Annotated in this window: 27 protein-coding genes and 1 riboswitch; of the genes, 18 read left to right on the top strand and 9 right to left on the bottom strand. The window is 58.4% G+C overall.

Going from position 1 to position 25925, the window contains the following annotated elements:
• The first annotated feature begins 160 nt into the window (after nt 1–160).
• The 5 genes from ACI5FR_RS18895 (at nt 161) to ACI5FR_RS18875 (ending at nt 4041) form a co-directional block, all read left to right on the top strand.
• Nucleotides 161–640 (top strand): NUDIX hydrolase, encoded by a 480-nt coding sequence (locus ACI5FR_RS18895; protein WP_405457100.1) that lies wholly within the window; start codon nt 161–163, stop codon nt 638–640.
• 6 nt (nt 641–646) lie between these two features.
• Complete coding sequence (locus ACI5FR_RS18890) at nt 647–1096, top strand: SRPBCC family protein (RefSeq protein WP_405457098.1); 450 nt, start codon at nt 647–649, stop codon at nt 1094–1096.
• Nucleotides 1097–1271: 175 nt separating this feature from the next.
• Nucleotides 1272–2057, top strand: coding sequence for a helix-turn-helix domain-containing protein (locus ACI5FR_RS18885; RefSeq protein ID WP_405457096.1), 786 nt, complete (start codon nt 1272–1274; stop codon nt 2055–2057).
• An 86-nt stretch (nt 2058–2143) separates the two neighbouring features.
• Nucleotides 2144–3550 carry an MFS transporter gene (locus ACI5FR_RS18880; RefSeq protein ID WP_405457095.1) on the top strand — a complete coding sequence of 469 codons (1407 nt, stop codon included), beginning with the start codon at nt 2144–2146 and terminating at the stop codon, nt 3548–3550.
• Between the two features lie 38 nt (nt 3551–3588).
• Nucleotides 3589–4041 carry an SRPBCC family protein gene (locus tag ACI5FR_RS18875; RefSeq protein WP_405457093.1) on the top strand — a complete coding sequence of 151 codons (453 nt, stop codon included), beginning with the start codon at nt 3589–3591 and terminating at the stop codon, nt 4039–4041.
• A gap of 83 nt (nt 4042–4124) precedes the next feature.
• Here the strand turns inward: ACI5FR_RS18875 and ACI5FR_RS18870 are convergent, their stop codons facing one another.
• Nucleotides 4125–4892, bottom strand: coding sequence for an exodeoxyribonuclease III (locus ACI5FR_RS18870; protein WP_405457091.1), 768 nt, complete (start codon nt 4890–4892; stop codon nt 4125–4127).
• Nucleotides 4893–5001: 109 nt separating this feature from the next.
• On the opposite strand from ACI5FR_RS18870, the gene ACI5FR_RS18865 reads away from it, so the two are divergent.
• The 6 genes from ACI5FR_RS18865 (at nt 5002) to ACI5FR_RS18840 (ending at nt 9783) form a co-directional block, all read left to right on the top strand.
• Complete coding sequence (locus ACI5FR_RS18865) at nt 5002–5427, top strand: DUF6157 family protein (RefSeq protein WP_405457089.1); 426 nt, start codon at nt 5002–5004, stop codon at nt 5425–5427.
• A 108-nt stretch (nt 5428–5535) separates the two neighbouring features.
• The gene (locus ACI5FR_RS18860; protein ID WP_405457086.1) at nt 5536–6477 is read left to right on the top strand and encodes a Rossmann-fold NAD(P)-binding domain-containing protein; all 942 of its coding nucleotides are present in this window, start codon (nt 5536–5538) and stop codon (nt 6475–6477) included.
• Nucleotides 6478–6544: 67 nt separating this feature from the next.
• Nucleotides 6545–6853, top strand: coding sequence for a putative quinol monooxygenase (locus ACI5FR_RS18855; protein ID WP_405457083.1), 309 nt, complete (start codon nt 6545–6547; stop codon nt 6851–6853).
• A gap of 39 nt (nt 6854–6892) precedes the next feature.
• Entirely contained in the window at nt 6893–7387 is a 495-nt protein-coding gene (locus tag ACI5FR_RS18850) for a DUF5946 family protein (RefSeq protein ID WP_405457082.1), read from the top strand.
• An 82-nt stretch (nt 7388–7469) separates the two neighbouring features.
• Nucleotides 7470–8780, top strand: a complete 1311-nt coding sequence (locus ACI5FR_RS18845; RefSeq protein WP_405457080.1) for a phytoene desaturase family protein — start codon at nt 7470–7472, stop codon at nt 8778–8780.
• A 31-nt stretch (nt 8781–8811) separates the two neighbouring features.
• On the top strand, nt 8812–9783 hold the full coding sequence (locus tag ACI5FR_RS18840; RefSeq protein ID WP_405457078.1) for a sigma-70 family RNA polymerase sigma factor: 972 nt from the start codon (nt 8812–8814) through the stop codon (nt 9781–9783).
• A gap of 172 nt (nt 9784–9955) precedes the next feature.
• On the opposite strand, the gene ACI5FR_RS18835 is transcribed toward ACI5FR_RS18840, so the two are convergent.
• From ACI5FR_RS18835 to ACI5FR_RS18825, 3 genes are all read right to left on the bottom strand, one after another.
• Nucleotides 9956–10519 carry an FAD-dependent oxidoreductase gene (locus ACI5FR_RS18835; protein ID WP_405457075.1) on the bottom strand — a complete coding sequence of 188 codons (564 nt, stop codon included), beginning with the start codon at nt 10517–10519 and terminating at the stop codon, nt 9956–9958.
• A gap of 73 nt (nt 10520–10592) precedes the next feature.
• Nucleotides 10593–11279, bottom strand: coding sequence for an HAD family hydrolase (locus tag ACI5FR_RS18830; protein ID WP_405457073.1), 687 nt, complete (start codon nt 11277–11279; stop codon nt 10593–10595).
• Entirely contained in the window at nt 11276–11896 is a 621-nt protein-coding gene (locus tag ACI5FR_RS18825; RefSeq protein ID WP_405457071.1) for an HD domain-containing protein, read from the bottom strand. Before ACI5FR_RS18825 ends, ACI5FR_RS18830 begins: the two co-directional genes overlap by 4 nt.
• A gap of 146 nt (nt 11897–12042) precedes the next feature.
• On the opposite strand from ACI5FR_RS18825, the gene ACI5FR_RS18820 reads away from it, so the two are divergent.
• Nucleotides 12043–12252, top strand: coding sequence for a hypothetical protein (locus ACI5FR_RS18820; protein ID WP_405457069.1), 210 nt, complete (start codon nt 12043–12045; stop codon nt 12250–12252).
• Between the two features lie 64 nt (nt 12253–12316).
• Nucleotides 12317–12706, top strand: a complete 390-nt coding sequence (locus tag ACI5FR_RS18815; RefSeq protein ID WP_405457067.1) for a hypothetical protein — start codon at nt 12317–12319, stop codon at nt 12704–12706.
• Nucleotides 12707–12763: 57 nt separating this feature from the next.
• Here ACI5FR_RS18815 and ACI5FR_RS18810 read toward each other — a convergent pair whose 3' ends face one another.
• Complete coding sequence (locus ACI5FR_RS18810; protein WP_405457290.1) at nt 12764–14002, bottom strand: threonine synthase; 1239 nt, start codon at nt 14000–14002, stop codon at nt 12764–12766.
• A gap of 209 nt (nt 14003–14211) precedes the next feature.
• Between ACI5FR_RS18810 and ACI5FR_RS18805 the strand changes: the two genes are divergently transcribed.
• Nucleotides 14212–15099 carry a LysR family transcriptional regulator gene (locus tag ACI5FR_RS18805; RefSeq protein WP_405457065.1) on the top strand — a complete coding sequence of 296 codons (888 nt, stop codon included), beginning with the start codon at nt 14212–14214 and terminating at the stop codon, nt 15097–15099.
• A 91-nt stretch (nt 15100–15190) separates the two neighbouring features.
• Here ACI5FR_RS18805 and ACI5FR_RS18800 read toward each other — a convergent pair whose 3' ends face one another.
• From ACI5FR_RS18800 to ACI5FR_RS18790, 3 genes are all read right to left on the bottom strand, one after another.
• Nucleotides 15191–15667 carry a C40 family peptidase gene (locus ACI5FR_RS18800; RefSeq protein WP_405457064.1) on the bottom strand — a complete coding sequence of 159 codons (477 nt, stop codon included), beginning with the start codon at nt 15665–15667 and terminating at the stop codon, nt 15191–15193.
• Nucleotides 15668–15670: 3 nt separating this feature from the next.
• A riboswitch (cyclic di-AMP (ydaO/yuaA leader) is annotated at nt 15671–15806 on the bottom strand.
• 133 nt (nt 15807–15939) lie between these two features.
• Nucleotides 15940–16758 carry a hypothetical protein gene (locus ACI5FR_RS18795; RefSeq protein ID WP_405457061.1) on the bottom strand — a complete coding sequence of 273 codons (819 nt, stop codon included), beginning with the start codon at nt 16756–16758 and terminating at the stop codon, nt 15940–15942.
• A 27-nt stretch (nt 16759–16785) separates the two neighbouring features.
• Complete coding sequence (locus ACI5FR_RS18790) at nt 16786–18762, bottom strand: M1 family metallopeptidase (protein ID WP_405457289.1); 1977 nt, start codon at nt 18760–18762, stop codon at nt 16786–16788.
• A 139-nt stretch (nt 18763–18901) separates the two neighbouring features.
• On the opposite strand from ACI5FR_RS18790, the gene ACI5FR_RS18785 reads away from it, so the two are divergent.
• The gene (locus ACI5FR_RS18785) at nt 18902–19435 is read left to right on the top strand and encodes a YwhD family protein (RefSeq protein WP_405457059.1); all 534 of its coding nucleotides are present in this window, start codon (nt 18902–18904) and stop codon (nt 19433–19435) included.
• A gap of 160 nt (nt 19436–19595) precedes the next feature.
• On the opposite strand, the gene ACI5FR_RS18780 is transcribed toward ACI5FR_RS18785, so the two are convergent.
• Nucleotides 19596–21731, bottom strand: a complete 2136-nt coding sequence (locus ACI5FR_RS18780) for a transglycosylase domain-containing protein (RefSeq protein ID WP_405457058.1) — start codon at nt 21729–21731, stop codon at nt 19596–19598.
• 261 nt (nt 21732–21992) lie between these two features.
• Here ACI5FR_RS18780 and speE point away from each other — a divergent pair, with 261 nt between their 5' ends.
• From speE to argS, 3 genes are all read left to right on the top strand, one after another.
• On the top strand, nt 21993–22820 hold the full coding sequence (speE, locus tag ACI5FR_RS18775; RefSeq protein ID WP_405457056.1) for a polyamine aminopropyltransferase: 828 nt from the start codon (nt 21993–21995) through the stop codon (nt 22818–22820).
• An 875-nt stretch (nt 22821–23695) separates the two neighbouring features.
• On the top strand, nt 23696–24223 hold the full coding sequence (locus tag ACI5FR_RS18770; RefSeq protein WP_405457054.1) for a YwiB family protein: 528 nt from the start codon (nt 23696–23698) through the stop codon (nt 24221–24223).
• 25 nt (nt 24224–24248) lie between these two features.
• A complete protein-coding gene (argS, locus tag ACI5FR_RS18765; protein WP_405457052.1) occupies nt 24249–25925 on the top strand; it encodes an arginine--tRNA ligase in 1677 nt (558 codons plus the stop codon).

Genomic DNA, 25925 nt, shown 5'->3' with positions numbered 1-25925 from the left:
CCTGTAAGGGTATATTTTGGTTGTGAGTTATAACTTCATAAAAAGTGAGGCAGTTGAACCTATGAAGTTTCGATCTGTAATCGAGGAAGCCAAGGCCGACGCGACCCGGCAGCGCATCGAGAAGAAGGTCAGCCAGCTGAGGGAAGGACGGCTGTAGCGCTTGTACAAGTATACGCTTTGCTTCATCCGCAGAGGCGGGCAGATGCTGATGTTGAACCGGCAGTACGGGCCCAACATGGGCACATGGAACGGGATCGGCGGCAAGATCGAAGCGGGTGAAACTCCGCGCCATTCCGTTATCCGGGAGGTGCTGGAGGAGTCCGGCATCCCGATCGAACACCCGGAACTGGCCGGAACCGTCACTTGGATTACCCCGGCCGGAACTTCGGGCATGGTCGTGTATTTGGCGGACGTTCCGGATACTTACCACTACCCGACTCCGGTCCGTGTGACGGAAGGCATTTTGGACTGGAAAGACATCGAGTGGGTGCTGGACAAGAATAATCGAGGCATCTCGGGCAATGTCCAGCAGTTTCTACCCCTGATGCTGTCGGGGGAACGCAACGACCATCAATACCGTTATGATGCGTTTGAGGTCATGATCGATTATGTAAGGAACCCTATCCAATTGAAGGAGTGAGCGAGAATGAACGAGACGATGGTGAAGGACAATCAGATCTTGACGACACGGGTGTTCAAAGCCCCGCGGGAGCTTGTGTACGAGGTATGGACCAAGCCGGAGCATTTGGACAAATGGTGGGGGCCGAACGGGTTTAAGAATACGTTCCAGGAGTTTGATTTCCGACCGGGCGGCCATTGGCGCTTCATCATGCACGGTCCTGACGGCACGGATTATCAGAACCACAATGTGTTCAAGGATATCGTGAAGCCGGAGCGTATCGTATTCGAGCATACGGCATCGCCGCATTTCGTGACTACGGTCTTGTTCGAGGACTTGGGCAAAGAGACGAAAATTCATTTCCGTATGGAGTTCGATTCGGCGGAAGAGTGCAAAGAAATCAGCAAGTACGCGGTGGAAGGCAACAAAGAGACGCTGGATCGTCTGGAAGCGCTGTTGGACCAATTGGTCGGCTAACAAGCGAATTTCGCAGCCTGGCTGCCGCTATCGGCGGCCTTTTGTTTACTTTACGTAAACGATGAAACTCGCTCTTCCCAAACACCTGGGAAATGTGGTAACCTATACGGGAACAAACGTTCGATTCTCCGAAGTCATCTGGTGTGGTGCCGGGAAGGAAGGAGGTACAGCTATAGTGACGGATCGATATCCTGAGATTGATGAAGCCGTGGCTTACATTCATAGACATATCGACGAGCCGCTCTCGCTAGGCCAACTGGCCGCCTACGTCTCCTACAGCCCGTATCATTTCGTCCGGATTTTCAAGGAAAAGGTAGGCCTGTCCCCCGTGTATTACATCTCGGCCTTGCGTCTGCAACGGGCCAAGGAACTGCTGCTTCGTACGAACCTCAGCGTTCGCGATGTCGGACTCGAGATCGGCCAGCAGAGCCTCGGCACGTTCACGACCCGGTTCACCGAGCGAGTGGGGATGACCCCATCGGAATTCCGCAACTCCCCGTTGGTCGCGGACAACCACTTCCGTTCTCTGAGGGAGCTGAGTCATTGGAGGGAGCCGCAGATCAGCCTGCCCGAATACGCCACAGTGGAAGGGACGGTACAGGCGGAGATGCCGTTCCAGGGGGTCATCCTGATCGGCCTGTTCGCCAAGCCGATTCCGGAAGGCATGCCGATCCACGGGACGCTGCTGTCATCGCTCGGCAGCTTCAGCTTCGCCAATGTGAAGCCGGGTACGTATTATCTCATGGCCACATCCGTGTCCTGGGGCTCGGAGACCTTGGATATTCTACTGCCGCAGACGACGCTGCGGACCCGGTCGAGAGAACCGATCGTGGTAGAGCCCTGGTCCCCCGTACCGCACCAGCAAGTCATGCTTCACCGGCCGCGGCTCGACGACCCGCCGATCTTGATTTCCCTTCCGCTGCTGATGAATCATTTCCTGAATCGGGTGCTGCAAGCTTAGCAATCGATAAGAAACGGCGAGGTCCGGCGTGTGGTATTGTGTAAGGAGATTGGAATCCCAATAGGAGAGGAAGGAAATAAAGAGAGATGAAACCGATAGAGACGTCGGCCGCCCCTGTCGCGGTCACGTCAGAAATTAGAAAGTGTGTCCCTTGGATCTATTATTTGATTTTCTTCGCCGTGCTGAACGAATCGGTGTTCAATGTGTCGACTCCTAGCATCGCCGAGCAGTTCGGCCTGGATGCATCGGGCGTCAGTTGGGTCGTGACGATCTTCTTCATCGTCTTCGGAATGGGGATGGTCATCTTCGGGAAGCTGTCCGACATGTACAGTATCAAGACGCTGATTACGATCGGAATCCTCCTGTATGCCGGCGGTTCGGTGCTAGGCTTCGTCGGACAATCGTGGTACCCGGCGATCATTCTCGCGAGGGCGATTCAAGGCGCGGGCGGATCCGCCATCCCGGCGCTCATCTTCGTCATGGTGGCCCGTTTCTTCACAGCGGAAGAACGGGGCAAGCTGTTCGGCATTATCACGTCGACCGTCTCGTTCGCGGTCGGCATCGGACCCGTACTGGGCGGCTACATCGCCGGCACGTTCCATTGGGCTTATCTGTTCCTGGTGCCGCTGCCCGTCATCGTCGCGACGCCCTTCTTCCGCAAGCTGCTGCCGAGCGAAGAACGCCGCCCCGGCCACCTCGATCTGATCGGCGCGGTGCTGCTCGGTCTCGTGGTGTCTATGATCGTATTGTTCACGACTAGCGGCAACGCGGTGTATGTGCTCCTTGCGCTGCTCGGGCTGGTTCTGTTCATCGTGCGGATTCGCCGGGCGAAGGAGCCGTTCGTGGACCCGGCATTGTTCGCGAATCCCCTGTACCGCAACGGCTTGCTGATCGGCTTCCTCATCTTCGGCACGGTCATGTCCGTCATGTTCGTGCTCCCGCTCATGCTGAGCAAGATGTACGGCCTGAATACGGAGAAGATCGGGCTGCTCATGTTTCCGGGCGCCATCAGTGCGGTTGTGTTCGGGAAGGTTGCCGGCAACCTGACCGTCAGCCGGGGGAGTCACTATGTCGTCTACCTCGGTCTGACCTTGATCGCGATCAGCCTGCTGCTCCAATCATCGGCGATCGGGCTCTGGGTCTGGTACATCGGGATCGCGCTCATCATGATGTACATCGGCTTCTCGTTCCTGCAGACCGCTCTGACGGAGAGTGTGACCCAGATTTTGCCGCCTCATCAGATCGGGGTCGGCATGGGATTCTTCAACATGACCTCGACGCTCTCGGGAGCGGTCGTGACCGCCCTGGTCGCCAAGGTGATGGAGCAGGAGCTGTTCGCCTTCCGCTTCCATCCGCTAATTACCGATTCGATGGGGTACATGTACGGGAATCTCATTCTGCTGCTCAGCTTCGTCGTCATCGCCAGCGCACTCGTGTATTACGCGACGTTCGGGCGCAAAGTGCCGCAGTCGGCGGCTAGTGTGGTAGAATAAATATCCTTTGATCCTATTCCTTGAAGGAGGCAGCTAAAATGAACGATCTCAAGTATGTGATTTATGTTGGAGCGAAACCGGAGGTGATCTGGAATATCCTCGTCTCGCCGGAAGGGACGAGAGCGATCTTCTTCGGCAGTACGCTCGAATCGACCTTCGAGGTAGGCGCGCCTTATGCGTACGTGGGTCCAGGGAACGACGGCGACCGAACGGTGCACGTATACGGAACGGTTCTGGCTTTCGAGCCGAACAAGCTCATGAGCTTCACCGAGCATGCCGGTCCCTCCTACCGGGACAATCATGCCGAGCTCGAGACCCGCGTGACGATGACCTTGGAGGAAGTTGGGGAGACCACGAAGCTGACGCTCGTGAACGATCAGTGGCCGGACAACCATCCGTCCTACGTCAGCACGCAAGAGAGCTGGCCGATGCTCTTGAGCAACATCAAGACGCTTGCCGAGACCGGGAAGACGCTCAACTTCGGTTGGTAACAGGAAGCACATAAGGCAAAGGCCGGGAGCCGGCTCGACATCGCGTCGAGGCCGCTTCCGGCCTTTTCTCATAACGGCACAGGTTAAGGCGACTCTTCCAGCCCTTGCATAAGCAGCACGACCGGGCAATGATCGCTGCCGAGTACGTGAGCGTCGATCTGAGCGTCCACCAGATGCGGGGCTAGCCGAGCGGAGGCGAGGAAGTAGTCGATGCGCCAGCCGACATTGCGTTCACGGACCTTAGGCATGTTCGACCACCAGGAATAAGCATCCTCGCGATCGGGGTAAAAATGCCGGAACGTATCCAGGAATCCGGCTCCCAGCAGCGCGGTCATCTTGTCCCGCTCCTCCTGGGTGAACCCGGAGTTGCCGCGGTTGGACTTCGCGTTCTTGATATCGAACTCTTGGTGGGCGACATTCAGGTCGCCGCAGATCACGACCGGCTTCCGGCTGTCCAGATCTAGCACATAGGCGCGAAATCGGTCTTCCCATTCCATCCGGTACGGGAGCCGGGAGAGATCGCGCTTCGCATTCGGCGTGTAGACATTGACGAGGTAGAAGTCACGGAACTCTAGGGTCAGAATGCGGCCTTCGGCCTCCTCATCCTCCTCGATGCCATAGCGGACGGAGAGGGGGCGGATCTTCGTGAAGACGGCGGTGCCGGAATAGCCTTTTTTCACCGCGTAATTCCAATATTGCGCATAGGGCTCATGCTCGAGGCAGAGTTGGCCGTCCTGCAGCTTCGTCTCCTGTACGCAGAAGATATCGGCGTCCACAAGCTCGAAATAGTCGTTGAAGCCTTTGTTCACACAGGCCCGCAAGCCATTTACGTTCCAAGATACCAGTTTCATTGAATCGCCAACCTCGCTTTTATAAAGACTAGAATTGGTTTAACATAATAGGAGAAGGTTTTACTAGTGTAGCATAGAAACGGCCTGATGCTGAAGGAGGTTCATTGCCATGGAATGGAATTACTACAACACGTTCATTAAGGTAGCGGCGGACTGCCCCGCCTCGGAAGCCACCGTCCCGCCGGACAAGAAGGAGACCAAGACAAAGGCTGGCATCGAATATGATTTGATTGCTAACCACCCTTACGGCTACACCCAAGAGGAAGTGATGTTCGAGACCCATGTGCGCCATAAGGGCATCACCCCTGAGGAGCTCGAAGCACGCGGTACGCAGATCCGGGATGAGTTCTTCCAAGTGCCTAAGGCGTGCATGCGTGCCTCGATGCTGCCGAAGAAATTCGGCTGGGGCCTGCACTTCAACGCGGAAGGCAAAGTAGCGCTCGTCCCCGTAGGGTCGGAGCAATATGAGGCTTATGCCGAAGGGGCCGAGGGAGTACGCGTGCTGCCCGCCATGCGGAACAGCCGGGAAAAATAGCAAGTGCGTGGAGCGTGGATCGTGGATGTTGACAGGAGGGTGCAAGCCGAATAATATGTATAAATATACGATTATTATTATATTTATACAAGAATGAGGTGCATCCGTATGAAACACCTGCTATCGCTGCAAGAGTTAAACCGTGACGAACTGCTCGCCATTCTTCGCCTAGGCCTCGAGATTAAGCGCCATCCCCAGGACTACTACAACGCCTGCGAGCGCAAGGGACTTCTTATGCTGTTTCAAAAAACATCGACGCGCACCCTGCTCTCCTTCCAGGCTGGGATTGGGCAAATGGGCGGCTATCCGGTAGTGATGGATTGGGACAAGAGCAACTTCAGCCTCTCCCCGATCCAATACGAAGTCCGATACGCCTCGCGCAACTGCGACGCCATCATGGCCCGGCTGAAGAAGCACGAGGACGTGCTGGAGCTGGCTCGCTACTCCCGCGTCCCCGTGATCAACGGGTGCTGCGACAAGTACCACCCTTGCCAAGCGCTCGCCGACCTGATGACGGTCTACGAGGTATCGGGTACGTTCGACTCCATCACTTTGACGTATGTAGGGATCCATAACAATGTGGCGAACTCGCTGGTGGCGGGCTGCATGACATTGGGCATCCGCCTCATCCTGGTGACGCCTATCGTCAATGAAGCTTCCTGGGACGAAGCGCTCATGCAGCGCGCCTTCGCGAGCGGATGGGTCGAGCGGATGGATCGTCTGGAGGACGCAGCCGCTCAGTCGGATTATGTGTATACCGATACGTGGATCGATATGGAGTTCTACCACGACCCGGAGTACCAGGGAGAGAGGGAACGGCGGATGAAGACGATGCTGCCGTTTCAAGTGAACCGGACTACATTGGGCCAGTCCACAGCCTATCTGCTGCACGACATGCCGATCCACCCCGGATTCGAGATCGAGGCGGAGCTAGTCGAGTCCAAGCGGTCCCGCATCTATGAGCAGGCGGAGAATCGGATGCACGTGCAAAAGGCTCTGTTGCTTCATCTGCTCGCAGATAAAGAAGTGGACATGTGTGCGCTTCCCTGACCGAATCTGTCAGGGGAGTGGTGTATACTGAAGGAAGGGTGTTCAAATACAAGGAGGAATGTTGACGATGGATTCCACCAAATTCGGCTATAGCGGCAAATTGATCGCTCATCCCGGGCAGCGGGACGCCTTGGCCGCCATGCTGCTGGAAAGCGCAGCGGAGCTGGGCTCGTTCGAAGGCTGCCTGCTGTATGTGATCAGTGTTCCGGAGGAGGATCCCGATTCGATCTGGATCACGGAAGTGTGGACGGATGCAGCGGCGCATGCGGCTTCGCTGCAGCTCGAATCGGTCAAGGCGACGATCGCGCGCGCCAGGCCGATGATCGCCGGCATGGAGGGGACGAAGCTGCGGACTCTGGGGGGCAAAGGTCTGTAATCGGGGAGGGCACTGTGCCAAGAAGGTGAGGTTGACTGGATGACGCAAAGGGAGGTTTGTCCGGGCTGCGGGATGGAGCATCCAGGGGAGAAGCATTCGCTTCATGACCGGTATAACGCTACGGAGGCCTGCTGGGGGCTGTATGGGGAGTTGTCGGCCTATTATATGACCTACGGCGATATCACGTTCAAGCATCAGCACTCCGTGGATGCTTATGGCGCTCAGCATACCGGCGATGCTACGGCTGCGATAACGACCGTGTTTTCCTTGATCGGCCTCTACCTCGCCCTGGAGCAGGGCCGTACCGGTCGCCAAGTACAGCTGGCACATATGGAGCTGGGGAAGCGGAAGACGAATTGGCCCAAGTGGAATGCGCCTGACCAGCTGTACCGTCGAACCGTGCTCGATGTGCTGCAAGCCGAGCCCGGCGCGCCGAGGGATTCGATGCAGCGTGAGTGGATGCAGGATGTCTGGGACGCGTGGGCTTCGGTACACGATGAGATCAGGCGGATCTGCGCGGAACGGTTGGCCTGAGAAAATAATTTATATCTTTTTGTCACAAACCGCACCCTTCCTTCGCCTTATAAGTACAAAAGACGAATGGAGGGTGTTCGACATGCGTGAAACGGATGTAGTTGTCATTGGTGGAGGCATGGCTGGATTAATAGCGGCACTGGAGGTGGTCCGGGCGGGCCGGTCCTGCGTGCTTGTGGAGAAGTCCGATAAAGTCGGGGGACGGGCGATCTCGGTGAAGAAGGGCGGCGCTATATTCAACCTGGGGGGACACGCGGTCTACCAAGGCGGAGAAGCGTATTCCATCCTGCAGGAGCTCGGGGTGCGGATGACAGGCGGCAGCCCTTCGTACAAGGTGGCAGGTATCTGGGATGGGCAGGTTGTCCCCCTTGGGGATCCGGCCAAGCTGATGTTTTCCTCCTTCCTGTCGTGGGCGGGCAAGCTGGAGCTCGGGCGGCTGTTCATGCGGCTTAAGTCGCTCGACACCTCCCGGCTTCCCGTCATGTCGGTCCGGGAGTGGGCGGAGCAGGAAGTTCGCGATCCGCTGGTCCGGCATATTTTCTACGCGCTGACGCGAACGGCGACATACACGTTCGACCCGGATTCCCAGGTCGCCGGCCCGGCCTTGAAGCAAGTAGGGCGCTCCCTGAAGAGCGGCGTGCGCTATGTGGACGGAGGCTGGCAGAGCATCGTCGACCAGCTCCGCGAGAAAGCGGTGCAAGCGGGCGTGCAGCTCCTGGAGAGCACCGGAGTCAGCCGCATCGAGCAGGAACAAGGCGCCGTGCGCCGAATTGAATTAGCGGATGGCCGCGTGCTGCAGACCGCCTCTGTCATAAGTACGGCAACGCCTGCGGATACGTACCGCATGACGGAGGGAGCCGAACACACGCTGCTGCGGAGATGGAAGGAAGAGGCGCGTCCGGTGATGGCGGCTTGCCTCGACTTGTGCCTGAAGCGGCTGCCGGTCACGGGCCGCAATGTCGCCATCGGGCTCGATTGCCCGATCTTCTTCAGCAACCACTCGGCGGCCTCTAGACTGAGTGATGACGGGACCGTAGTGGTGCATTTGATCAAGTACAACGGCAGCGGCGAGAAGGATGCCCGCGCCGATCTGAGCCAGCTGGAAGCGGCCATGACCCTCCTGCATCCCGGTTGGGAGCGGGGAGTCGTGGCGCGGCAGTTCCTGCCGAATCTAACCGTCGTCCAGGACTATCCGCACATGGGCGGCAGCCAAGCCAATGTCGGCCCGAGCGTGCCGGGCATTGCCGGCTTGTATGTCGCCGGCGACTGGGCGAGCCACGGCGAGCTGCTCGTCGATGCCGCCGCGGCCAGCGCGAGAAGAGCCGCCCGGCAGGCGGTGCATGAGCTGCATATAGGCGAAAGTTCAGCAGGCGGTCGCATCGCGGTGATGTGACTGAACTTCAACGAACCAGGAGGGCACCCGCATGGAACAGAACCTACCGTTCGACCAAGTGTACACGACCTATAAGCCGTTGCTGTTTGCACTCGCTTATCGGATGCTCGGCAGTGTCATGGATGCCGAGGACGCCGTGCAGGAGGCGTTCCTCCACTACAACGAGCCGCAGCCGGAGCCGGTGCGCAATGTGAAGGCGTACTTGTGCCGCGTCGTCACGAACCGCGCGATCGACAGGCTTCGGTCGGCGAGCAAGCAACGTGAGGTGTATGTCGGTCCGTGGCTGCCCGAGCCGCTTGTGGGCGAGGAGACGGCGCTAACGAGCGAGCCGGCGGCGAGCTTCATGCTGAAGGAGTCGGTCTCGACCGCCTATTTGCTGCTCCTGCAGCAGCTCTCTTGGGTGGAGCGGGCGGTGTTCATTTTGCGCGAGGTGCTGCAATACGAGTATGAGGAAATAGCCGAGATCGTGGACAAGAGCCCTGCGAATTGCCGGCAAATTTTTCACCGGGCTAAACGGTCGATCAGCGGAACGAGTCGTGCGGGAGCAGATGCGGAGGTAGAGGTTGACGCCGTCGCGGAGACCGACATGGGGAAACGGACTACCAGGCCGAGCTCCGGCCCGCCCTCGGAGCCGGTCGGCTCCTCGATCGTAGAGAGATTCGTCCAGGCGCTGCATACCGGCAACCTGACGGCTCTGATGGAGCTGCTGACACAGGATGCCGTCCTGCAATCCGACGGAGGCGGCAAGGTCACTGCCGCGATTCGTCCGATCCTGGGCGCGGATCGGATCGCCCGCTTCCTGCTCGGAGTTATAGAGAAGGTGCCGACGGACTTCCGCATTCAATTGACCGAGGTGAACGGGTATATGGGCATCGTGGGATACGACGGTTCAGAACCGATTAACGTCATCTCGTTCCAGCTGGAGGCCGATTCCATTGCCGGCATCTACCTTGTCCTCAACCCCGACAAGCTGCAGCATATACCGGGAGGCCAGTTGTCATAGACATCTACACCTTCTCCTATCCCTTCCTGGGAACCGGAGAAGGTTTTTTTACGTCCGGAAAAGGTGCCAATTAGCCGAAAGCGAGCGCAAAAAAGCAGTCCCGCGATCAGCTCGTGAGCCGGAGGGACTGCTTGGTTAAGTCGCTAGCGTCGTTAGTGCACGAAAGGCGAGCTTACGCTTTCAAGACGTCGTGATCGACGTAGCGGGAGCCGTTCAACTCACTGATGATGTTGATGGCGACCTTCGCTCCGTCTCCAGCGGTAATAATCGTGTGCATGCTCACGCCGGCGATCGTACCGGCCGCCCAGATCCCTTCGACGCTCGTCTTGCCCGCAGCGTCGACCTGCACGATTGTCTTGATGCGAGGCTCCGTTCCCGGCACGGTCGTGACCCCGATTGCCTCCGCCAAGTCCGCGAACATGCCCGTCGCGATCACCACATGCTTCGCCTCGTAGGACGCGTCGTCGGTCTGCAGGGTGAACCCATCGGCCCCCTTCGTCACATTCGACACTTTCCCCGTCACCAGCTCCGCGCCGAATTGAGCGGCTTGCTGCTTGCCGGTTTCCACGAGATCCGGACCGGTCGTTTCCTTCACGCCGTAATGATTCACGATCCAGGCTCGTTTCGTGACACTCTGATCGCTGTCGATCACCAGTGTCTTCTTGCCTGCCTTCGCCGCGAAGATCGCCGCGCTGGCTCCTGCCGGTCCTGCTCCGATAATTGCAATGTCGTACATGTACGTTCCTCCTTCACGAGTCATGATATGATACGATTGACCAACTTCTACATTATACCACTAATTAGATTGATTATAAAAAGGCAAGCCCCGGATCCAATTCCGATAAGCGGGCGATTGCCGGGACCTTATGCTCCGTACGTGTCCCTGTCCGATTGAGCCAGATTCCGGACAAGCCGTATTGTCGGCAGGCGACAATGTCCGTCTCCACATCGTCCCCGATATATAGGCAAGCACCAGGGTCACGCCGCGCCTGGAGACAGGCCGCCTCGAATATGCGCGGGTCCGGCTTGGCCGCGCCCGCCTCGCTGGACACCACAATCGCATCAAAGTAAGCTAGCAGCCCTGCCCGCTCCAGCTTGCTCCGCTGCTGCGCGCCGTTCCCGTTGCTGATAATGCCCAGCCGGTGACCCATCGCTCGAAGCTGCTGCAGACAGGGGACCACATCGTCATAGGCTGCCAAGCTCGATTCGAACGCCTGGAGGTAAGTTCCGAAGTATGCGCCGGCCTCACGGTCCGTGAGCCGGATCGCAGCCAGCTCGAACAGCGATTTCACCCGCTCCGCCTGCTGCTGCTCGAACGACAGCTCCCCTCGCAGGAAACGGGGGAAATGACGGGCCCCCACCACCCTCCATTCCACATGGAACGCTTCTTCCGTCAAGGTGAAATGGTGGCCGTACGTTTGATAGAACGTGCGGATGCCGGCGGCTTCCGCCTGTTTGAAGTCGATCAGTGTGCCGTCAATGTCGAAGAAGATCATAGGCGCTCGATTCCTTTCAGCTCTTCATAAGCTTCGCGGAGCCAAGGGTGGACGACCTTCAGCGAGTCCCGCTGCCGCCACAAATACGCGATGTACGCGAACGCCCCATGTGTGAGTGAAATCTCGAGAGCGGCCCTCAGCTCCTCGATATAAGGCGGGGTGCCGGGTTGATCCCAGGCGATTTTGTCCGCTACGAACAGCACTTGATCCATGCGGGTAGAGCCGGCGCGTAGAGTAGTGTGACAGCCGACCGAATCCAGAATTTCTGCATCGTGGACATGAAAAATTTCTCGAGCCATCACCTTGGACAGCTTTTGATGGATGATCATGGGGAACTGCGCTTCTTCCGGCAGGATCTCAACTCCGAGCTCCCGGGCCGCCGCGAGGCGATCCCGATTCGGGAACACCGCGCTAATATCGTGCAGCCAACCGGCGATCTCGGCCTTGTCCGGGTCGGCTTCGAACCGGAGGGCGACTCGGCGGGCTTCGGCGCCTACATCTATGCAATGATTCGCGGTGACGGGGCACCCATTGACGGTCAGGAACGTATGGACAGTTTGCCTCAGGTCATCGGTGAACGGGACCGATTGAGAAAGCGTTTGTAATAATGGCTGCACGGCGGCTCCCCCTTTTAGGATTCAGTAGTTTTGCATCTCGATCTAGTTCATAGATTACCATAACCTGGACAGCGGCTCCTACACCAGATAGGAGATTGCGCCTCCCTGTCGAATACGTTCAAGCAATGCGATAGGAGGGGATATCAGTGGAACCTAGAAGAGCGACGGAAATTCCCCCATGCCCGGTATGCGGCTTTCCGATGAAATGGTGGTTTGCGAAGTGGAAATGCTTCAACTGCGGGCAGTGGAACGGCTGCTGCGGGGACAGCACAAGCGATCCGAGCGGCTTGTGGTGCGATGTGGAGCGGGAGGAAGAGGCGGTCAAGAAAAGTGGTCGGAACGGGCAAAAATCCTGATGAATTTCCTGGCGTCGCATGGTAAAATTAGTTCGCTGGAACTATGTGTGGCGGGGGGCTTGTTGTGTCCGGAGAACTACGTGTGGCTCATTGCCCGGGCTGCGGGAATGTGTACCAAAAGAACTTTCGCAACATGTGCGTGAATTGCGCAAGCGAGGAAGACAAAACGATTCAAGCGGTGGAAAGCCAGTTAAAGCGCAACCGCCACCTGACCAACGAGCAACTGGCTGAGATGAGCGCCGTTCCTGCGGGCAAAATCCGCGCTCTGATCCGGAAAGGGAAGCTGAAGCTGTTCGATTACCCAAATCTGGTGGATGAGTGCGACCTGTGTTCGGCCCCGATTCGCCAAGGGAAGCTTTGCTTGGATTGCACCGTCCGCATCCAAGGGGAGATCAAGCATGAGCTGAACCGGAAGAAGTCCAGCAAAGACCAAACCTTTTTTACGAGGGATTAGTTCGCTGTTAAAATTGTGAAAGCCGACCTGCCGTGGTCGGCTTTTTTGTGTGCTCCTTTAGGATGCCGAATGGTCCTTCAACAGATGGCCGGTCAAGATACAGGCGGCCGTCTCGTCTGGGTGGATCGTTCCCGACGCGACCAACTGGCGCAAGCCGGCGACGGTCGCGGCCGAGGCCGGCTCGCAGCCAATGCCGCTGCGGTCGATCACCGCCTTGGCCGCGAGGATGTCGGCATCGCTGACACACGCGGTCACGCCGTTCGTGCCGCGAATCGCGTAGTGCAGCGCCTTTTTCCAGCTGGGCGGATAGCCGATGTTCAACGCGGAGGCGACCGTGTGCGGGTGAAGCTCCGGCTCGAGCCCGAGCTCCGGCACAGGCACGGGTGCCGGTGCAGCGGGTGCGAACTCTTCGCGATCGGCCTGTGCACCGAGTGCGGCGACGAGCCTGTGGAACGGCGCGGCGCCTTCCGCCTGCACGACTGCCACCCGAGGCAGCCGGTCGATGAAGCCGAGGGCATACAGATCGCGCAAGCCTTTGCCCAAGGCGGTTGCGTTGCTGAGTGCGCCGCCGGGGACGACGATCCAATCCGGCAGCGTCCATCCCAGCGTGTGCGCGAGCTCGTACACGATGCTCTTCTGGCCCTCGATCCGCCAAGGGTTGATCGAGTTCACCACGCAGGCGCCCGTGGCGCAGGCGCCCGTGGCGCCGCCCCCCGCCTCCCCCCGCAGGAGGGAGGCGATCCCGGCGTCGTAGCCGGCGCCGGTCAGTGACACGACGCGCGCCCCGTAGGCTCGCGTCTGATACAGCTTGCCGGCGGCGACGTGCGCGTCCGGCAGCAGCACGACCGCCTCGGCGCCCGCCATTGCGGCGTACATCGCGAGCGACGCCGACGTGTTGCCCGTCGACGTGCAGACGAAGCGGCGATGGCCTTCGGCCATCCCGCGCGAGACGGCAGCCGTCATGCCGTTGTCCTTGAACGAGCCGCTCGGGTTCTCGCTCTGCGCCTTCAGCAGCAGCCGGCGCACGCCGGCATATTTCGCGACGCTCTCCGGGGCATACAGCCCGGTGTTGCCTTCGTACTTCGTCACGATCGACTCGAGCGGCAGTTCGGGGTCGATCAGCTCCTTGTACCTCCACACCCCGCTGGCGTAGGGGGTCATACGCTCAGCCAGACGTGCGTCGAACAGCCGCTTCAGCCGCTCGGCATCGAGGCCCCGGACATCGAGCTCGACGTCGTACAAACCCCCGCAAGAGCATTGCAGAGGATGGGATTGCCCTTGCTCCTGCACTTGCATTTGACTATGCCCATGACCCTGCCCTCGCCCTTGCCCTTGCGCCCGCGGCTGTCCGCAATCCCAGCAAATCCAGGTTATCGTCATCTTGCAGCCCTCCTGTGTATTGGTGGTGGTGTTTAGCTCCACAATACATCAGCACGATTCATAAAACTAATATATAATAATACTCTATATATAAATATAATTTATGAGAAACAGGAGGGACTCGGATGAATTTGCATGCGCTGAAGCTCTTCCACACCGTAGCCCGCGAAGGCAGTGTGACCCGAGCGGCCGAAGTGTGGCGCATCAGCCAGCCGGCGGTCACGATTCAACTGCGCAATCTGGAGCGGGAGCTGGACCTCCCGCTGTTCGAGCCGAAGGGCAGGGGGATTGCCCTGACGGAAGCGGGGGCGATGCTGGCTGAGCAAGCCCGGCGGCTGTTCGCGCTCGAGGAAGAGATCGAGACGAATGTTGCGCTCCACCGCGAAGGCAAACGGGGTAAGCTTCGGATTGCGGCCACGAGCCTGCCTGCCCACCGCCTGCTGCCACAATGGGCCGCCGGCTACAAGATGCGCTATCCGGACGTAGAGCTCGTCCTGAGCTCCTGCAACAGCCAGGAGGCGGGGGAGCGGCTGCTCGGCTATGAGGCCGACCTGGCATTCATCGGCAGCGGCGAAGCTTGGCCGGAGCAGATTGATCGGGAACTCCTATTGGAAGACGAGATGGTGTTCGTCGTGCCGAGCGGCCATTCTTTGGCGAATAAGGAAGCGGACCTGGAGACGATGATGCGGGAGTTTTTTCTCGTGCGGGAAGCGGGCAGCTCCGCTCGCGACAGGCTGGAGCGGCTGTGCCGGGAACGGGGGCTGAGGCTCAGGATCGGCCTGACGTTCAACGGGATATCCGAGATGATCCGGGCCGTCGCCGCCGGCTATGGAGCGATGTTCGTGTCGCGGCTCGAGGTTCAGTCCGCCCTGTCGGACGGCGAGGTGGCCACCGTCCGGGTGCGGGGGGTGTCGCTTACGAACCCGATCCACATGTGCCGGCGCAAGGGGGAGACGCTCACGCCGACGGCACGCCATTTCGCAGCTTGGGTTCGAGAGCAGCTCGCCCGTTAGCCCCGGACAGAATACAAGCCCGGCACGGCGGGTAGTTCCGCAGCGTGCAGGGCTTGTGGGGTCACTCCAAAACTTTTGCTCAGAGGGTGTTTCAATTGGTGTAGTCTGCGGTTAACTGATTGTAGAGGTCGTCCCACAGAATACGGCGAGCGGATACGTACGTCTTCACGTAGTACTTCTCGCTCAGGTTGTTCTTCACAATGCCCTTGTCCGTGGCAGAGTGGATGAACACGCCATCGCCCAAGTAAATGCCCACATGGGAGATGCCGGAGCCGTCGGTGTTGAAGAACACGAGGTCTCCTTGTCTCAGGTCCTCTTTCGGAATCCAATACCCTTCCTTGTTCTGGGCCTTGGATTGATGGGTGAGCTCGTAGCCGAACTTGGCGAACACGTACTTGGTGAAGCCGGAGCAGTCGAAGCCGGTCTCAGGCGACATGCCTGCATACTTGTACTTCGTGCCTACCAGCTCGTCCACGGTGTGTTCGAGGACCGTTTCTGCGGAAGCGCTCCCAAGTTGAAAGCAGAGCAGCATCGCAAGACTGACGAACAACAAAGAAACCTTTTTCAAACAACAAACTCCTTCCAGAGCCTACGAGGTTAGCTGAGGGTTCGGTTGAAGGTTCCCTATGATCACTTTGAAGCGAGATCAATTCACCCGGATTGGTTCCCCCGTTTCCCGATAACCGGGAATTCGGCAAATATCGATTGTTTTTTCGTTCCGGCAGTATATATTCGCCTTGGTCTGCCAAAATCCTCCTCTCTCAGCAAAAAAAATCGCCGAAATGCAAAAAAAGCCCGAGATCCTTAGCGGATTTCGGGCTTTTAAGGGTAAAAACCGAACTATGTGCCGTGATTTTCTGTAAAATGGTGGTATTGCGTCGAAACGGCCCACAGCTTGAACAGCATTTTCAGCACATGGAACGCTTGATGCAGGATCAGGGCGGAGATGCCGGCCCACCATAGCGTTGCGGTTAAAGTCAAAGCGGTCAAGAGCCCCGAGAACAGGAGAAGCAGGGAAGCGAGCACGAGTGCTACGGGGAACCGCCGAATGAGGACGCCGATTGTGTCGAGCGTTGGCGCTTGCGTCGTACGGCCGATCATGATGTACAGGAAGATCAAATGGATCATGTAGCCGTAGGCGAACATGCCGACGATCCAGGGCGCGAGCTGCGAGAGCAGCTGCTCGTACGAGGTGAAGGCGTGAATCGCCCGCTTGGCGATAGGAATAAGCCAGTATAGCGGAATGACCGTAAAAGCCATCTGCAGCACGTAGTACAGGCTGAAGGGACCGCTCAGTTCCTTCACCCCTCGGAAGAAGCGGTAGCCCGCGTTCAGGTGGGTGTTGTGAATGGAGTAGAAGATCCCGGCGTTGATCATCGGGGTAAGCGCCATTCGAATCAGAATTAGTGCGCATAAAGTCCATAGGTAAGGATGGCTTATATTCGTCTTCACGAGTTGGAATTCCCCTTCGGCGAGGAACAGGTGCGTTGCAGTACTCGGCAAGTGGCCGCCGGGATAGCGGTGCATGAGCGGGACGACGATCGACTTGACGAACAAGAGCAGCATCAGCCCCCAAACGAATTGATACAGCCATAGCACGATCAGCAGAAAATATTGCGAAACGGTCGTTCGGAACCCGTCCTTCAAATAATGCAGCATCGCTTTTTGCTCCTTCCCCGCCAGGGCTTACCAGGCGACCCCGTCTACTAACGTCTCGATCAGCTTTACCAGCCCGATGTTCCATCGGACCTTCCATTGCTCATCCACCTGGGTTTGATAAAAGTTGTTCATGCGTTTGTTCTCCAAAATCAGCGTGTGCTGCGGATCGATGGCGACCCACTCCAGCGGGGCGTTGCTCGTAAGCGTGAACAGCACTTGCGCGTCGTGGCCTTCCCATGTGCGATCGACGGTAGAGCCGTCCGTAAAATGGAACTGGACCGGAACGTTCTTGTAGGAAGCCCCGAGCTTCCGTATGACTACGCTGTTCTCGTATACGCTCTGGCCGTCCACTTTCGTTCGTTTCGACAGCACCTTATCGACGGTATAATCCGCCATCATGCCGCCGTAGACGAATTGATCGAAGAACCCGCTCCAACTAGACTTGGTGACGTCCTCCAGCGTTTTCTGGAAATCCGCAGTAGACGGGTGGCGGAAGCTCCACCTTTCGAAATATGTGCGCATGACGCGCTGCATCGTTTTCGGGCCGATTTGATCCTCAATGCCCTTAAGCACGAGCTTGGCCCGGGTGTATACGTTGTCGGCGTAATTGCCGTGCGTCGGATAGGCCCAAGCATTTTGCTTCAGAGGAGCCGGAGAGGTCATGTAGCTCGATTCCAGCGGGAGGTTCGGTTTTTCGCCGAATTCGTTCTCCATCACGAGGTCCTCGGCATAGGACGTGAATCCTTCGTCGAGCCACGCCTCCTCGAATTCATTGCTCGCAACCATGCCGTACCAATACTGGTGGCCGATTTCGTGGACGATGACGCGCTCCAATCCGTATCCGCTTCGATCGACGGAGGCATCCCAGCTCGTGATCAAGGTGGGGTATTCCATGCCGCCTGCACCGTTCGCTCCCTCCGGCGGGACGACGATCGAGAGGGTCGAGTACGGGTACGAGCCGTACCATTCGCTGTACTTGGTCAGCGCCCGCTTCGCGGCGTAGATGTAGCGGTCCTTGAGGTCCTTGTGCGACGGATCGAGATAGAGCTTGATCTTCATGCCCGGAATATTCGGCGTGGAGAAGGGCTCTTCGTAGTAGACGAACTTGGGCGAAGCGGCCCAGGCGAAGTCATGCACATCGTCCGCGTAGAAGGAGTACGTCTTCTTCGTGCCGTCGTCGGTCGCCGGCCGGGTGGGGAATCCGGTGGCTGCCACGGTGTACTTCGAGGGTACCTGGATGCGCACGTTGTAAATGCCGAAATCGGAGTAAAACTCGGAGTTGCCGTGATACTGATGCAGGTTCCAGCCTTCCTCGGCGCGGCCGCGTGTGCCCTTCGGCTCATAGACGGCGAGCTTCGGGAACCATTGGCCGGCCATGACGAAATCGTCCTTGTACCCCATCCGGGCGTACACAGAAGGCAGCTGGACGGTGAAGTTCAGCTTGAGTGTGGTTCTCTCCCCCGGGTTGACCGGTTTGGGCAACCGTACCATGACGAGCGTCTGATCCTGTTTGTTGCCGTCATCGGGCTGTACGAACTGCAAGGTCGAGGACAAGTCGAGCCCGTCCTCCATACGAATGGACGTAATGTCTATGCGGCCGAAGCTGTCCTTGGTCATCTCGTCGCCCCGGAGCTTGCCGCCGGATTCTTTGTTGAAGGTTGTCCGTTTGGATTGAAAGGCGTTGGGGTACATGTGGAAGTAGAGCTCGCTTACGGGTTTGCTGCCGGGGTTTTCCCATGTGACGGCTTGGGCGCCTTGCAGCGTTTTGCGCTCCGGCTCGAGCTGCACGGTCATGTGGTATTCGACGAGCCGCCGGCTGAGGGCGACCGGCTCGATCCGTACCGGGGCGGGCGGTTGCAGTTGGTTGCCGGCGACCGGCTCTTGGGCGATGGTGGAGCGGGTGTCGGAGTAGGTGCCGCTCACATAAGCCGCGGAGATGGAGCCGATCGCCAGAGCCGTGACGAGCATCCACAGCGCCGGATGTTTGGATAGACGAGACATCATGGACATAGACATTTTCACCCCGTTGACAAGCTTGACAAGCTTACTACCCCATCTATATGTTTGCTTTTGGACAAATATTAGCTAAAATGAGTAAAAAGAAATGTCAATTCCACAATTGATAGATAGGAAGGTGTCCGGGATGGACGTTCGGGATTCGAATACCACTCCAGGCGGGGAACAGCCGCCAGCGCCGGAGAAGAAGAAGCTCGCGCTTAATGTGGTGAGCAATAAGGAGCATCGCGGATTCGGGGCGGGCTCGATCGACTTGAATAATTTGTCGAGCGTCATTATTGACGGAGACGAGGCGTATATCGACTTGGGCGCGATCCATGCGAAGAGCAAGGTGGAGCGGGGCATTAAGTTCGGCATGAACAAGGACGAGGTGCCGAACGGGCGGAAGTGCTGGATCGTCTGGGTGTACGTGGGACGCGACGAGGAAGGGCCTAGCTATGCGGGGCTGACCGCCTGCGAGATGTTGGTCGACACGGAAGCGCGCCGTGGGTGGAAGATCTTGGCCGATCATGTGAACAAGATGGACTATGCCATGAAGCGCCGCGTGATCGCGGACGGGTTGAACGAGACGGAGAAGGCGGCGCTGCGGGGCGTGCTCATCGAGCACAACGCGGAATGGTGGGAGCGCTCGAGCGAGGCGCTGAAGTCGGCGCTGCAATAGAATTGTGGCGATTATGTGTCATGCGTTGAAGGAAAACGGCAACTCGTATAAACTAAGTGAAGTATATTTTCGCACAATATACTAGGACAGCAAAGAGGAAGACGCGGCTCGCGTCTTCCTCTTTGCGTATTTGTATGGGGTGGCGTGCTTGTGGGGATCTCTAATCGTTCCACCAGCGCTTGAAGTCGTTCCACCACGACTTCGTTTTGCTTGGCTGCGTACCGCCGTCCGGTTGGGCCGGCTGACCGGAGCAAGACTCGGTCGGTTCCGTCCCCTTCACGAACGATTCCAGCCGCGTCTGGTTCGAGCAGTTGCCGGCCAGCTTGCCGGTCGGCGTGTCGATATAGGCGGTGACCACATTGTCCGGCATCGGGAACAGCTTCGGCGGGATCGACGCCAGCACCTCCTCGGTGAATTCCGCGAAGATCGGCGCCGCCTGGTAGGAATCGATCGGGTTGATCGTCTTGTCCCGATCGTAGCCGACCCAGACCGCCGTGGCGAGCTCCGGCGTATAGCCGACCATCCACGCGTCCGTATTCGTTGTGCCGGTCTTGCCGGCGACCGGACGCTTCAGGGTCGAGGCGACGCGGCTCGCCGTGCCGCCCTCCTCGAACACGCTCTTCATCAGGTCGGTCAGCACGTAGGTCGCGGCGGGATCCGCCACCTGCTCCTTCTTCGGCTTCGCTTCATAGATGACCTTGCCGGACGGCGTCTCGATCCGGAGAATCGCCGTCGGCTCGACCCGGAGCCCTTGATTGGCCAGCACGCCGAAGGCGGAAGCCATCTCGAGCGGGCTGACCGGATACGTGCCGAGCGCGAGCGACGGCAGCGGCGAGAGCGGGCTCGTCACGCCCAAGCGGCGGGCCGTCTCGATCACCTTGTCCGCCCCGACCTCCATGATCGAGTGCACGGCGAAGATGTTGTCCGATTTCGCGATCGCCTCTCGCAGATCGATCTCCGCGTTCGGGTACTTGTTCCCGAAGTTGCTCGGGGTGTACGTCTTCCTTCCTTCGTCGTACGTGAACACCGTCGGCTCGCTTTTGTACCGCTTGACAGGTGTGAAGCCGGCCTGCTGGAGCGCGGTCAAGTAGACGAACGGCTTGAACGCCGATCCCGGCTGGCGTGTGCCCGAGACCGCCCGGTTGAACTGGTTGGCGCCGTACGACTTGCCGCCGACCATCGCTTTGATGTAGCCGGTGCGCGGATCGATGGCGACAAGGGCGCTCTGCAGCTCCTCGTTGCCTTCCATATGCTTCGTAACCGCATCCTCGGCGGCCTGCTGGGCTTTCAGATCGATCGTCGTGTAGAACCGAAGGCCGCCTTCGTCGAATTCCTGCTCGCTGATGCCGAGCTTCTCCGTTGCGAGATAACGAATGTAGTCTTGGAAATACGGAGCCGCGTTCTGCGGCGTTTTGTTCTCCCGAGGCTGGTAGACGAGCTTCTCGCTCTTGGCCTCTTCGGCCTGAGCCTCGCTCAGATGGCCGTTTTTGACCATCGTGTCCAGGATCAGCTCTTGCCGCTGCTTGGCGTTGTCCGGATCGAGATAGGGCGAGTAATAGGACGGTCCTTTCGGAATGCCGGCGAGCAGGGCGCTTTCGGCGAGGCTCAAGTCGCTGGCGTCCTTATGAAAATACATTTGCGCCGCCGCCTGCACCCCATAGGCCGAATGGCCGTAATAGATTTGGTTCAAATACCGCTCGAGAATCTGATCCTTGCTGAGCTTCATTTCCAGCTGTGTCGCGTACATCGCTTCTTTCAGCTTCCGGCTCCACGTGCGGTCGTGGGTCAAATACAGGTTGCGCGCCAGCTGCTGGGTCAGGGTGCTTGCGCCCTGCACCTTGTCCATGTGCTCGATGTTGACGAGCGTGGCCCGGGCGATGCCGCGCAGGTCGAGCCCAAAATGCTCGTAAAAGCGCTCGTCCTCAATCGACAAAGTGGCTTTAATGACATTAGGGGCGATGCGGGACAGAGGCACATACTCCCGGTTTTGCCCCGGGGCGGACGTGACAAGCGCTTCTCCGCGGATATCGTACAGCTGCAGATTTTGCAGGGCGGTGCTGACCGGCAGCGCCTGCGACCGCAAGTAGAGCAGCAGACCGCCGAGGCCGATCAAGCCGACGATCCCGCAAGACAGGGCAAGGCCGAACATGCGGCGAAGCAAGCGACGTGGCTTTTTACGGGTGCTCGCACGGGCAGCGGCTCTCGAGGAGGCCATCTTCTCTTGCCTCGTGCGGCGCGGGGTATTCGATTCCGCTTCGGAATCGGGTTCATGAGGAGGACGACGGTCGCTCGGCATGTCGGACACTTCCTTCCTGGCCATCCATTGACAATAAAAGGTTTTATTATTCAGGGTAGCCGAAGGTAAGCGGGGTTAATCATCGGGAGCGCAGTTTCTTCTATGAATTTTTTGTGGAGGCCCGGCGATTCGTTGCATTTTCATCGGGTTGTAATATAATACAATCTGTGCCTTGTGGTACAATAAGGGAGGCTTTGGCAAGCGGCAGCTTCCGGCCCTGGATACGCCCCGGCGAATATGGTGAGGAAAGAAGGTAGGATCATGGAATTATGGTACACGGAGAAACAAACGGAACATTACGGCATAACGGCTCAAATTACGGAAACGCTTGTGCGGGAGCAGACGCAATTTCAAGATTTGGCCATCATTGATACGATTGAATTCGGACGTATGCTCGTGCTGGACGGCATGGTCATGACGACCGAGAAGGATGAATGGGTGTATCACGAGATGGTGGCGCATCCGGCGCTCTTCACGCATCCGAATCCGAAGCATGTCCTCATCGTAGGCGGCGGAGACGGCGGCGTCGTGCGCGAGGTAATGAAGCACAAGGCGGTGGAGAAGGCGGTCCTCGTCGACATCGACGGCAAGGTGATCGAGTATTCGAAGAAATTCCTGCCCTCGATCGCGGCCGAGCTGGACAATCCGCGCGTGGAAGTGATCGTGAACGACGGCTTCATGCACATCCACGACCATAAGAATACGTACGACGTCATCATGGTCGATTCGACCGAACCGGTCGGTCCGGCCGTAGAGCTGTTCACCCGCGGCTTCTACCAAGGGATCTTCGAATCGCTCAAGGAAGACGGCATCTTCGTGGCCCAGACGGACAATCCTTGGTTCAAAGCGGATCTGATCCGGACGGTGAACCGCGACGTGCGCGAGATTTTCCCGATCGTCCGCGTCTACTGCGCGAACATTCCTACATACCCGAGCGGGCTGTGGACGTTCACGATGGGTAGCAAGAAGGCGGATCCGCTCGAGGTGGACGAGAAGCAAATTCCCGAGCTGGACACGAAATACTACTCTCCGCGTCTGCACAAAGCAGCGTTCGCGCTGCCGAAGTTCGTGGAGGATCTGATCAAGTAAATCTCAATATATGCGTAGAGCCAGGGGAGCTTCGGTTTCCTTGGCTTTTTTTTGCGGCGCTCCCTCTCCTTCTACCCCTGGACACGGGGAGTGAAAATTGTAAAAGAGCACTCCGGCGAGTTTTGGCTTGAACCAAAGACCGAAGCATGCCCTGCTGGACCTGCCCTCCGTGCAATTCGATTTCGCATACTTACAGGTCTGGTATACAGCAGCTCTGCTTGAAAGGTACTCTTTAATAAGATTAAATCGATTTACACATTAGCAACAGGGTTTCCGATTCCCTGCATTCGGCAAAAGAGGCTGTGGATGGCTCATCTAGCCGAGACAAACGCGCTCTAGTTTGATTTCACCAACTTACAGCAGGCTAGAGTTCATTTGGACGAGCTCTAGTTCGATTTTGCCGAATTGGAGCGTACCTTGAGAATACGGAACCTGGAATACTGCCATTTTGATAGGCAAAATCGAACTGCATAGCGTGATCTTCCCTTAACACCAACTCCAATTTGGCAAAATCGAACTACACGTCATCTTATATCCAGGATCGAGCTTCTTAAGCTGGAAATGATACGATCTAACAGTTAATCGACAGTCTTCAAAATCGAACTACCGCGCCTCCGGATTGTTTCGAGCTCCCTGCAATTCAGACGTGCAAGCAGGTGAAATCGAACTACGGCTCGCTTTAACCCCAATTTCAACCTTAACAATGCTCCTCGTATCAATCACTCTATGTATACAGCGCCTCCCAACAACCGAATAATAGAGTATAGTCTCGACCGCGAGTTCAATAGAATCACCCTTCGGCGCCCGCCGCAATTGAATTTGCGCCCGCTATATTATACACTTATCACTAGCCAATCAACGGGAGACAAGGAAGCATGACCATCGGTAAAAAAGCGGTGCGCATCCGCATCGAGAGCCAGGGCGGCGGGCAGACCTCCTCGCTGCAGGCGCAGGGGGAGTGGTACACGACGCCCACCGGCGCGAACTACGTCCGCTACCCCGAGCCCGATCCTGCGTACGGGCGGACGACGACGACCGTGAAGTGGAGCGCCACGGACATTCGCGTCCTACGCCACGGAGACGTGGAGTCCGACCAGACGTTCGTGAGCGGCGTCCGGATGACGGGCAGTTATAAGCTGCCGCCCGAAGCGCTGGAGCCGGAGGCGGAGCAGGGGTCCAACCCCGAAGCGGGCCATAACGCACCGGCAAGACCGCGCAGCGTCGCCGCTGCGGGTGCCACCAGGCCCAAGCCCAAGCGGCTGCTGCTCGAGACGGTGACCCGCACGATCGCTCATCGCGGGCGGGAGCGGGGCCACTCCGTGAAGTGGAAGTACGAGCTGTACGTGGACGGGCAATTCACAGGGATCTACAAGCTCCGGCTGGACATAGAGGAACTCGATTAGTCGATATTCAGGAGGAACGTAACCAATGAGCAGCAGTGTGGAACAAATCAAAGAGCAATTGAAGGCAGCGATCGCCGCCGCCGTAAGCGCAACCGGACTCGTCGAGGGGGACGCTTTGCCGGAGATCGTGCTGGAGGTGCCGAGGGAGAAGGTGCACGGCGACTTCTCGACGAACGTGGCGATGCAGCTGACGCGGCTCGCCAAGAAGAACCCGAAGCTGATCGCCGAGGCGATCGTCGAACAATTGCAATCGGCCCGGGCGGGCGTGTCCCGGATGGAGATCGCCGGCCCAGGATTCATTAACTTCTTCATGGACAAAAGCTACTTATACCCGATCATCGGTGATGTCCTGACCAAGGACGAGAACTACGGACGCGTAAACCTGGGTCAAGGACGCAAGGTGCAGGTGGAGTTCGTCAGCGCCAACCCGACGGGCAGCCTACACTTGGGCCATGCTCGCGGCGCGGCGGTGGGCGACGCCCTGTGCAACGTGCTGGACTTCGCCGGCTACGACGTGAGCCGGGAATATTACATCAACGACGCGGGCAACCAAGTCGACAACTTGGCGAAGTCGATTGAAGCCCGCTACTTGCAGGCGCTCGGCCGAGACGCCGAAATGCCGGAGGACGGCTACTACGGCGAGGACATCAAGGGCTTCGCCCAGGAGCTCGCCGCGCAGGAGGGCGATCGGCTATTGGCGCTGCCGGAAGCGGAACGCCGCAGCTACTTCCGGTCGTACGGCCTCGAGAAGGAGCTGGCGAAGCTGAAGCGGGACCTCGCTCGCTTCGGCGTGTCGTTCGATGTCTGGTACAGCGAGACGTCTCTGTACGAGAACGGCTTGATCGATCCGGTGCTCAGCACGCTCAAGGAAGCCGGTCACATCTACGAGGAAGAAGGCGCGACCTGGCTGCGGACGACCCCGTTCGGGGACGACAAGGACCGCGTCCTGATCAAGAATGACGGCAGCTATACGTACCTGACGCCGGACATCGCGTACCACCGGACAAAGTACGAGCGGGGCTTCGACGAACTGATCAACATCTGGGGCGCGGACCATCACGGCTACATTCCGCGCGTGAAGGCGGCCATGGCGGCGCTCGGCTTCGACCCGGACAAGCTGACGGTGCTGATCGCCCAGATGGTCAGCCTGTTCCAGAACGGGGAGAAGGTGAAGATGTCCAAGCGGACCGGCAAAGCGGTCACGATGGAGGACTTGATGGATGAGGTCGGGGTCGACCCGATCCGCTACTTCTTCACGATGCGCAGCACCGATTCGCACCTGGACTTCGATATGGATCTCGCCATCTCGAAGTCGAACGAGAATCCCGTGTTCTACGTCCAGTACGCGCATGCGCGCATATGCAGCATCTTCCGCCAGGCGGAGGAGCAGGGGATCACCCTCCGGCCGCTGAATGAGGTGGACTTGTCCACCTTGCAGGCGGAAGCGGAGTTCGACCTGCTGCGCAAGCTGGGCGACTTGCCCGTGGAAGTAGAGCAGGCGGCCGGGCAGCATGCGCCGCACCGGTTGATCCGCTACGTCTACGAGCTCGCCTCCCAGTTCCATAGCTACTACAAGGCGGAGCGGGTTATTACAGAAGACGCCGAGCTGACGCAAGCGCGTCTCGCGCTCTTGGCGGCGCTCGCGATCGTCATCCGCAACGTGCTGAAGCTGGTGGGCGTCTCGGCGCCGACGAGCATGTAG

This window comes from Paenibacillus sp. HJGM_3, from assembly GCF_045062745.1.
GTDB lineage: Bacteria > Bacillota > Bacilli > Paenibacillales > NBRC-103111 > Paenibacillus_AA.
This window is presented reverse-complemented; position numbering and strand designations above follow the sequence as displayed.

Bases quoted from the DNA above. Each gene is read 5' to 3' on its own strand.
- ACI5FR_RS18890 (WP_405457098.1), top strand. From the start codon at position 647: ATGAACGAGACGATGGTGAAGGACAATCAGATCTTGACGACACGGGTG.
- ACI5FR_RS18880 (WP_405457095.1), top strand. From the start codon at position 2,144: ATGAAACCGATAGAGACGTCGGCCGCCCCTGTCGCGGTCACGTCAGAA.
- ACI5FR_RS18875 (WP_405457093.1), top strand. From the start codon at position 3,589: ATGAACGATCTCAAGTATGTGATTTATGTTGGAGCGAAACCGGAGGTG.
- ACI5FR_RS18870 (WP_405457091.1), bottom strand. From the start codon at position 4,892: ATGAAACTGGTATCTTGGAACGTAAATGGCTTGCGGGCCTGTGTGAAC.
- ACI5FR_RS18865 (WP_405457089.1), top strand. From the start codon at position 5,002: ATGGAATGGAATTACTACAACACGTTCATTAAGGTAGCGGCGGACTGC.
- ACI5FR_RS18860 (WP_405457086.1), top strand. From the start codon at position 5,536: ATGAAACACCTGCTATCGCTGCAAGAGTTAAACCGTGACGAACTGCTC.
- ACI5FR_RS18855 (WP_405457083.1), top strand. From the start codon at position 6,545: ATGGATTCCACCAAATTCGGCTATAGCGGCAAATTGATCGCTCATCCC.
- ACI5FR_RS18850 (WP_405457082.1), top strand. From the start codon at position 6,893: ATGACGCAAAGGGAGGTTTGTCCGGGCTGCGGGATGGAGCATCCAGGG.
- ACI5FR_RS18845 (WP_405457080.1), top strand. From the start codon at position 7,470: ATGCGTGAAACGGATGTAGTTGTCATTGGTGGAGGCATGGCTGGATTA.
- ACI5FR_RS18840 (WP_405457078.1), top strand. From the start codon at position 8,812: ATGGAACAGAACCTACCGTTCGACCAAGTGTACACGACCTATAAGCCG.
- ACI5FR_RS18835 (WP_405457075.1), bottom strand. From the start codon at position 10,519: ATGTACGACATTGCAATTATCGGAGCAGGACCGGCAGGAGCCAGCGCG.
- ACI5FR_RS18830 (WP_405457073.1), bottom strand. From the start codon at position 11,279: ATGATCTTCTTCGACATTGACGGCACACTGATCGACTTCAAACAGGCG.
- ACI5FR_RS18810 (WP_405457290.1), bottom strand. From the start codon at position 14,002: ATGCAAGTGCAGGAGCAAGGGCAATCCCATCCTCTGCAATGCTCTTGC.
- ACI5FR_RS18805 (WP_405457065.1), top strand. From the start codon at position 14,212: ATGAATTTGCATGCGCTGAAGCTCTTCCACACCGTAGCCCGCGAAGGC.
- ACI5FR_RS18795 (WP_405457061.1), bottom strand. From the start codon at position 16,758: ATGCTGCATTATTTGAAGGACGGGTTCCGAACGACCGTTTCGCAATAT.
- ACI5FR_RS18790 (WP_405457289.1), bottom strand. From the start codon at position 18,762: ATGATGTCTCGTCTATCCAAACATCCGGCGCTGTGGATGCTCGTCACG.
- ACI5FR_RS18785 (WP_405457059.1), top strand. From the start codon at position 18,902: ATGGACGTTCGGGATTCGAATACCACTCCAGGCGGGGAACAGCCGCCA.
- ACI5FR_RS18780 (WP_405457058.1), bottom strand. From the start codon at position 21,731: ATGCCGAGCGACCGTCGTCCTCCTCATGAACCCGATTCCGAAGCGGAA.
- speE (WP_405457056.1), top strand. From the start codon at position 21,993: ATGGAATTATGGTACACGGAGAAACAAACGGAACATTACGGCATAACG.
- ACI5FR_RS18770 (WP_405457054.1), top strand. From the start codon at position 23,696: ATGACCATCGGTAAAAAAGCGGTGCGCATCCGCATCGAGAGCCAGGGC.
- argS (WP_405457052.1), top strand. From the start codon at position 24,249: ATGAGCAGCAGTGTGGAACAAATCAAAGAGCAATTGAAGGCAGCGATC.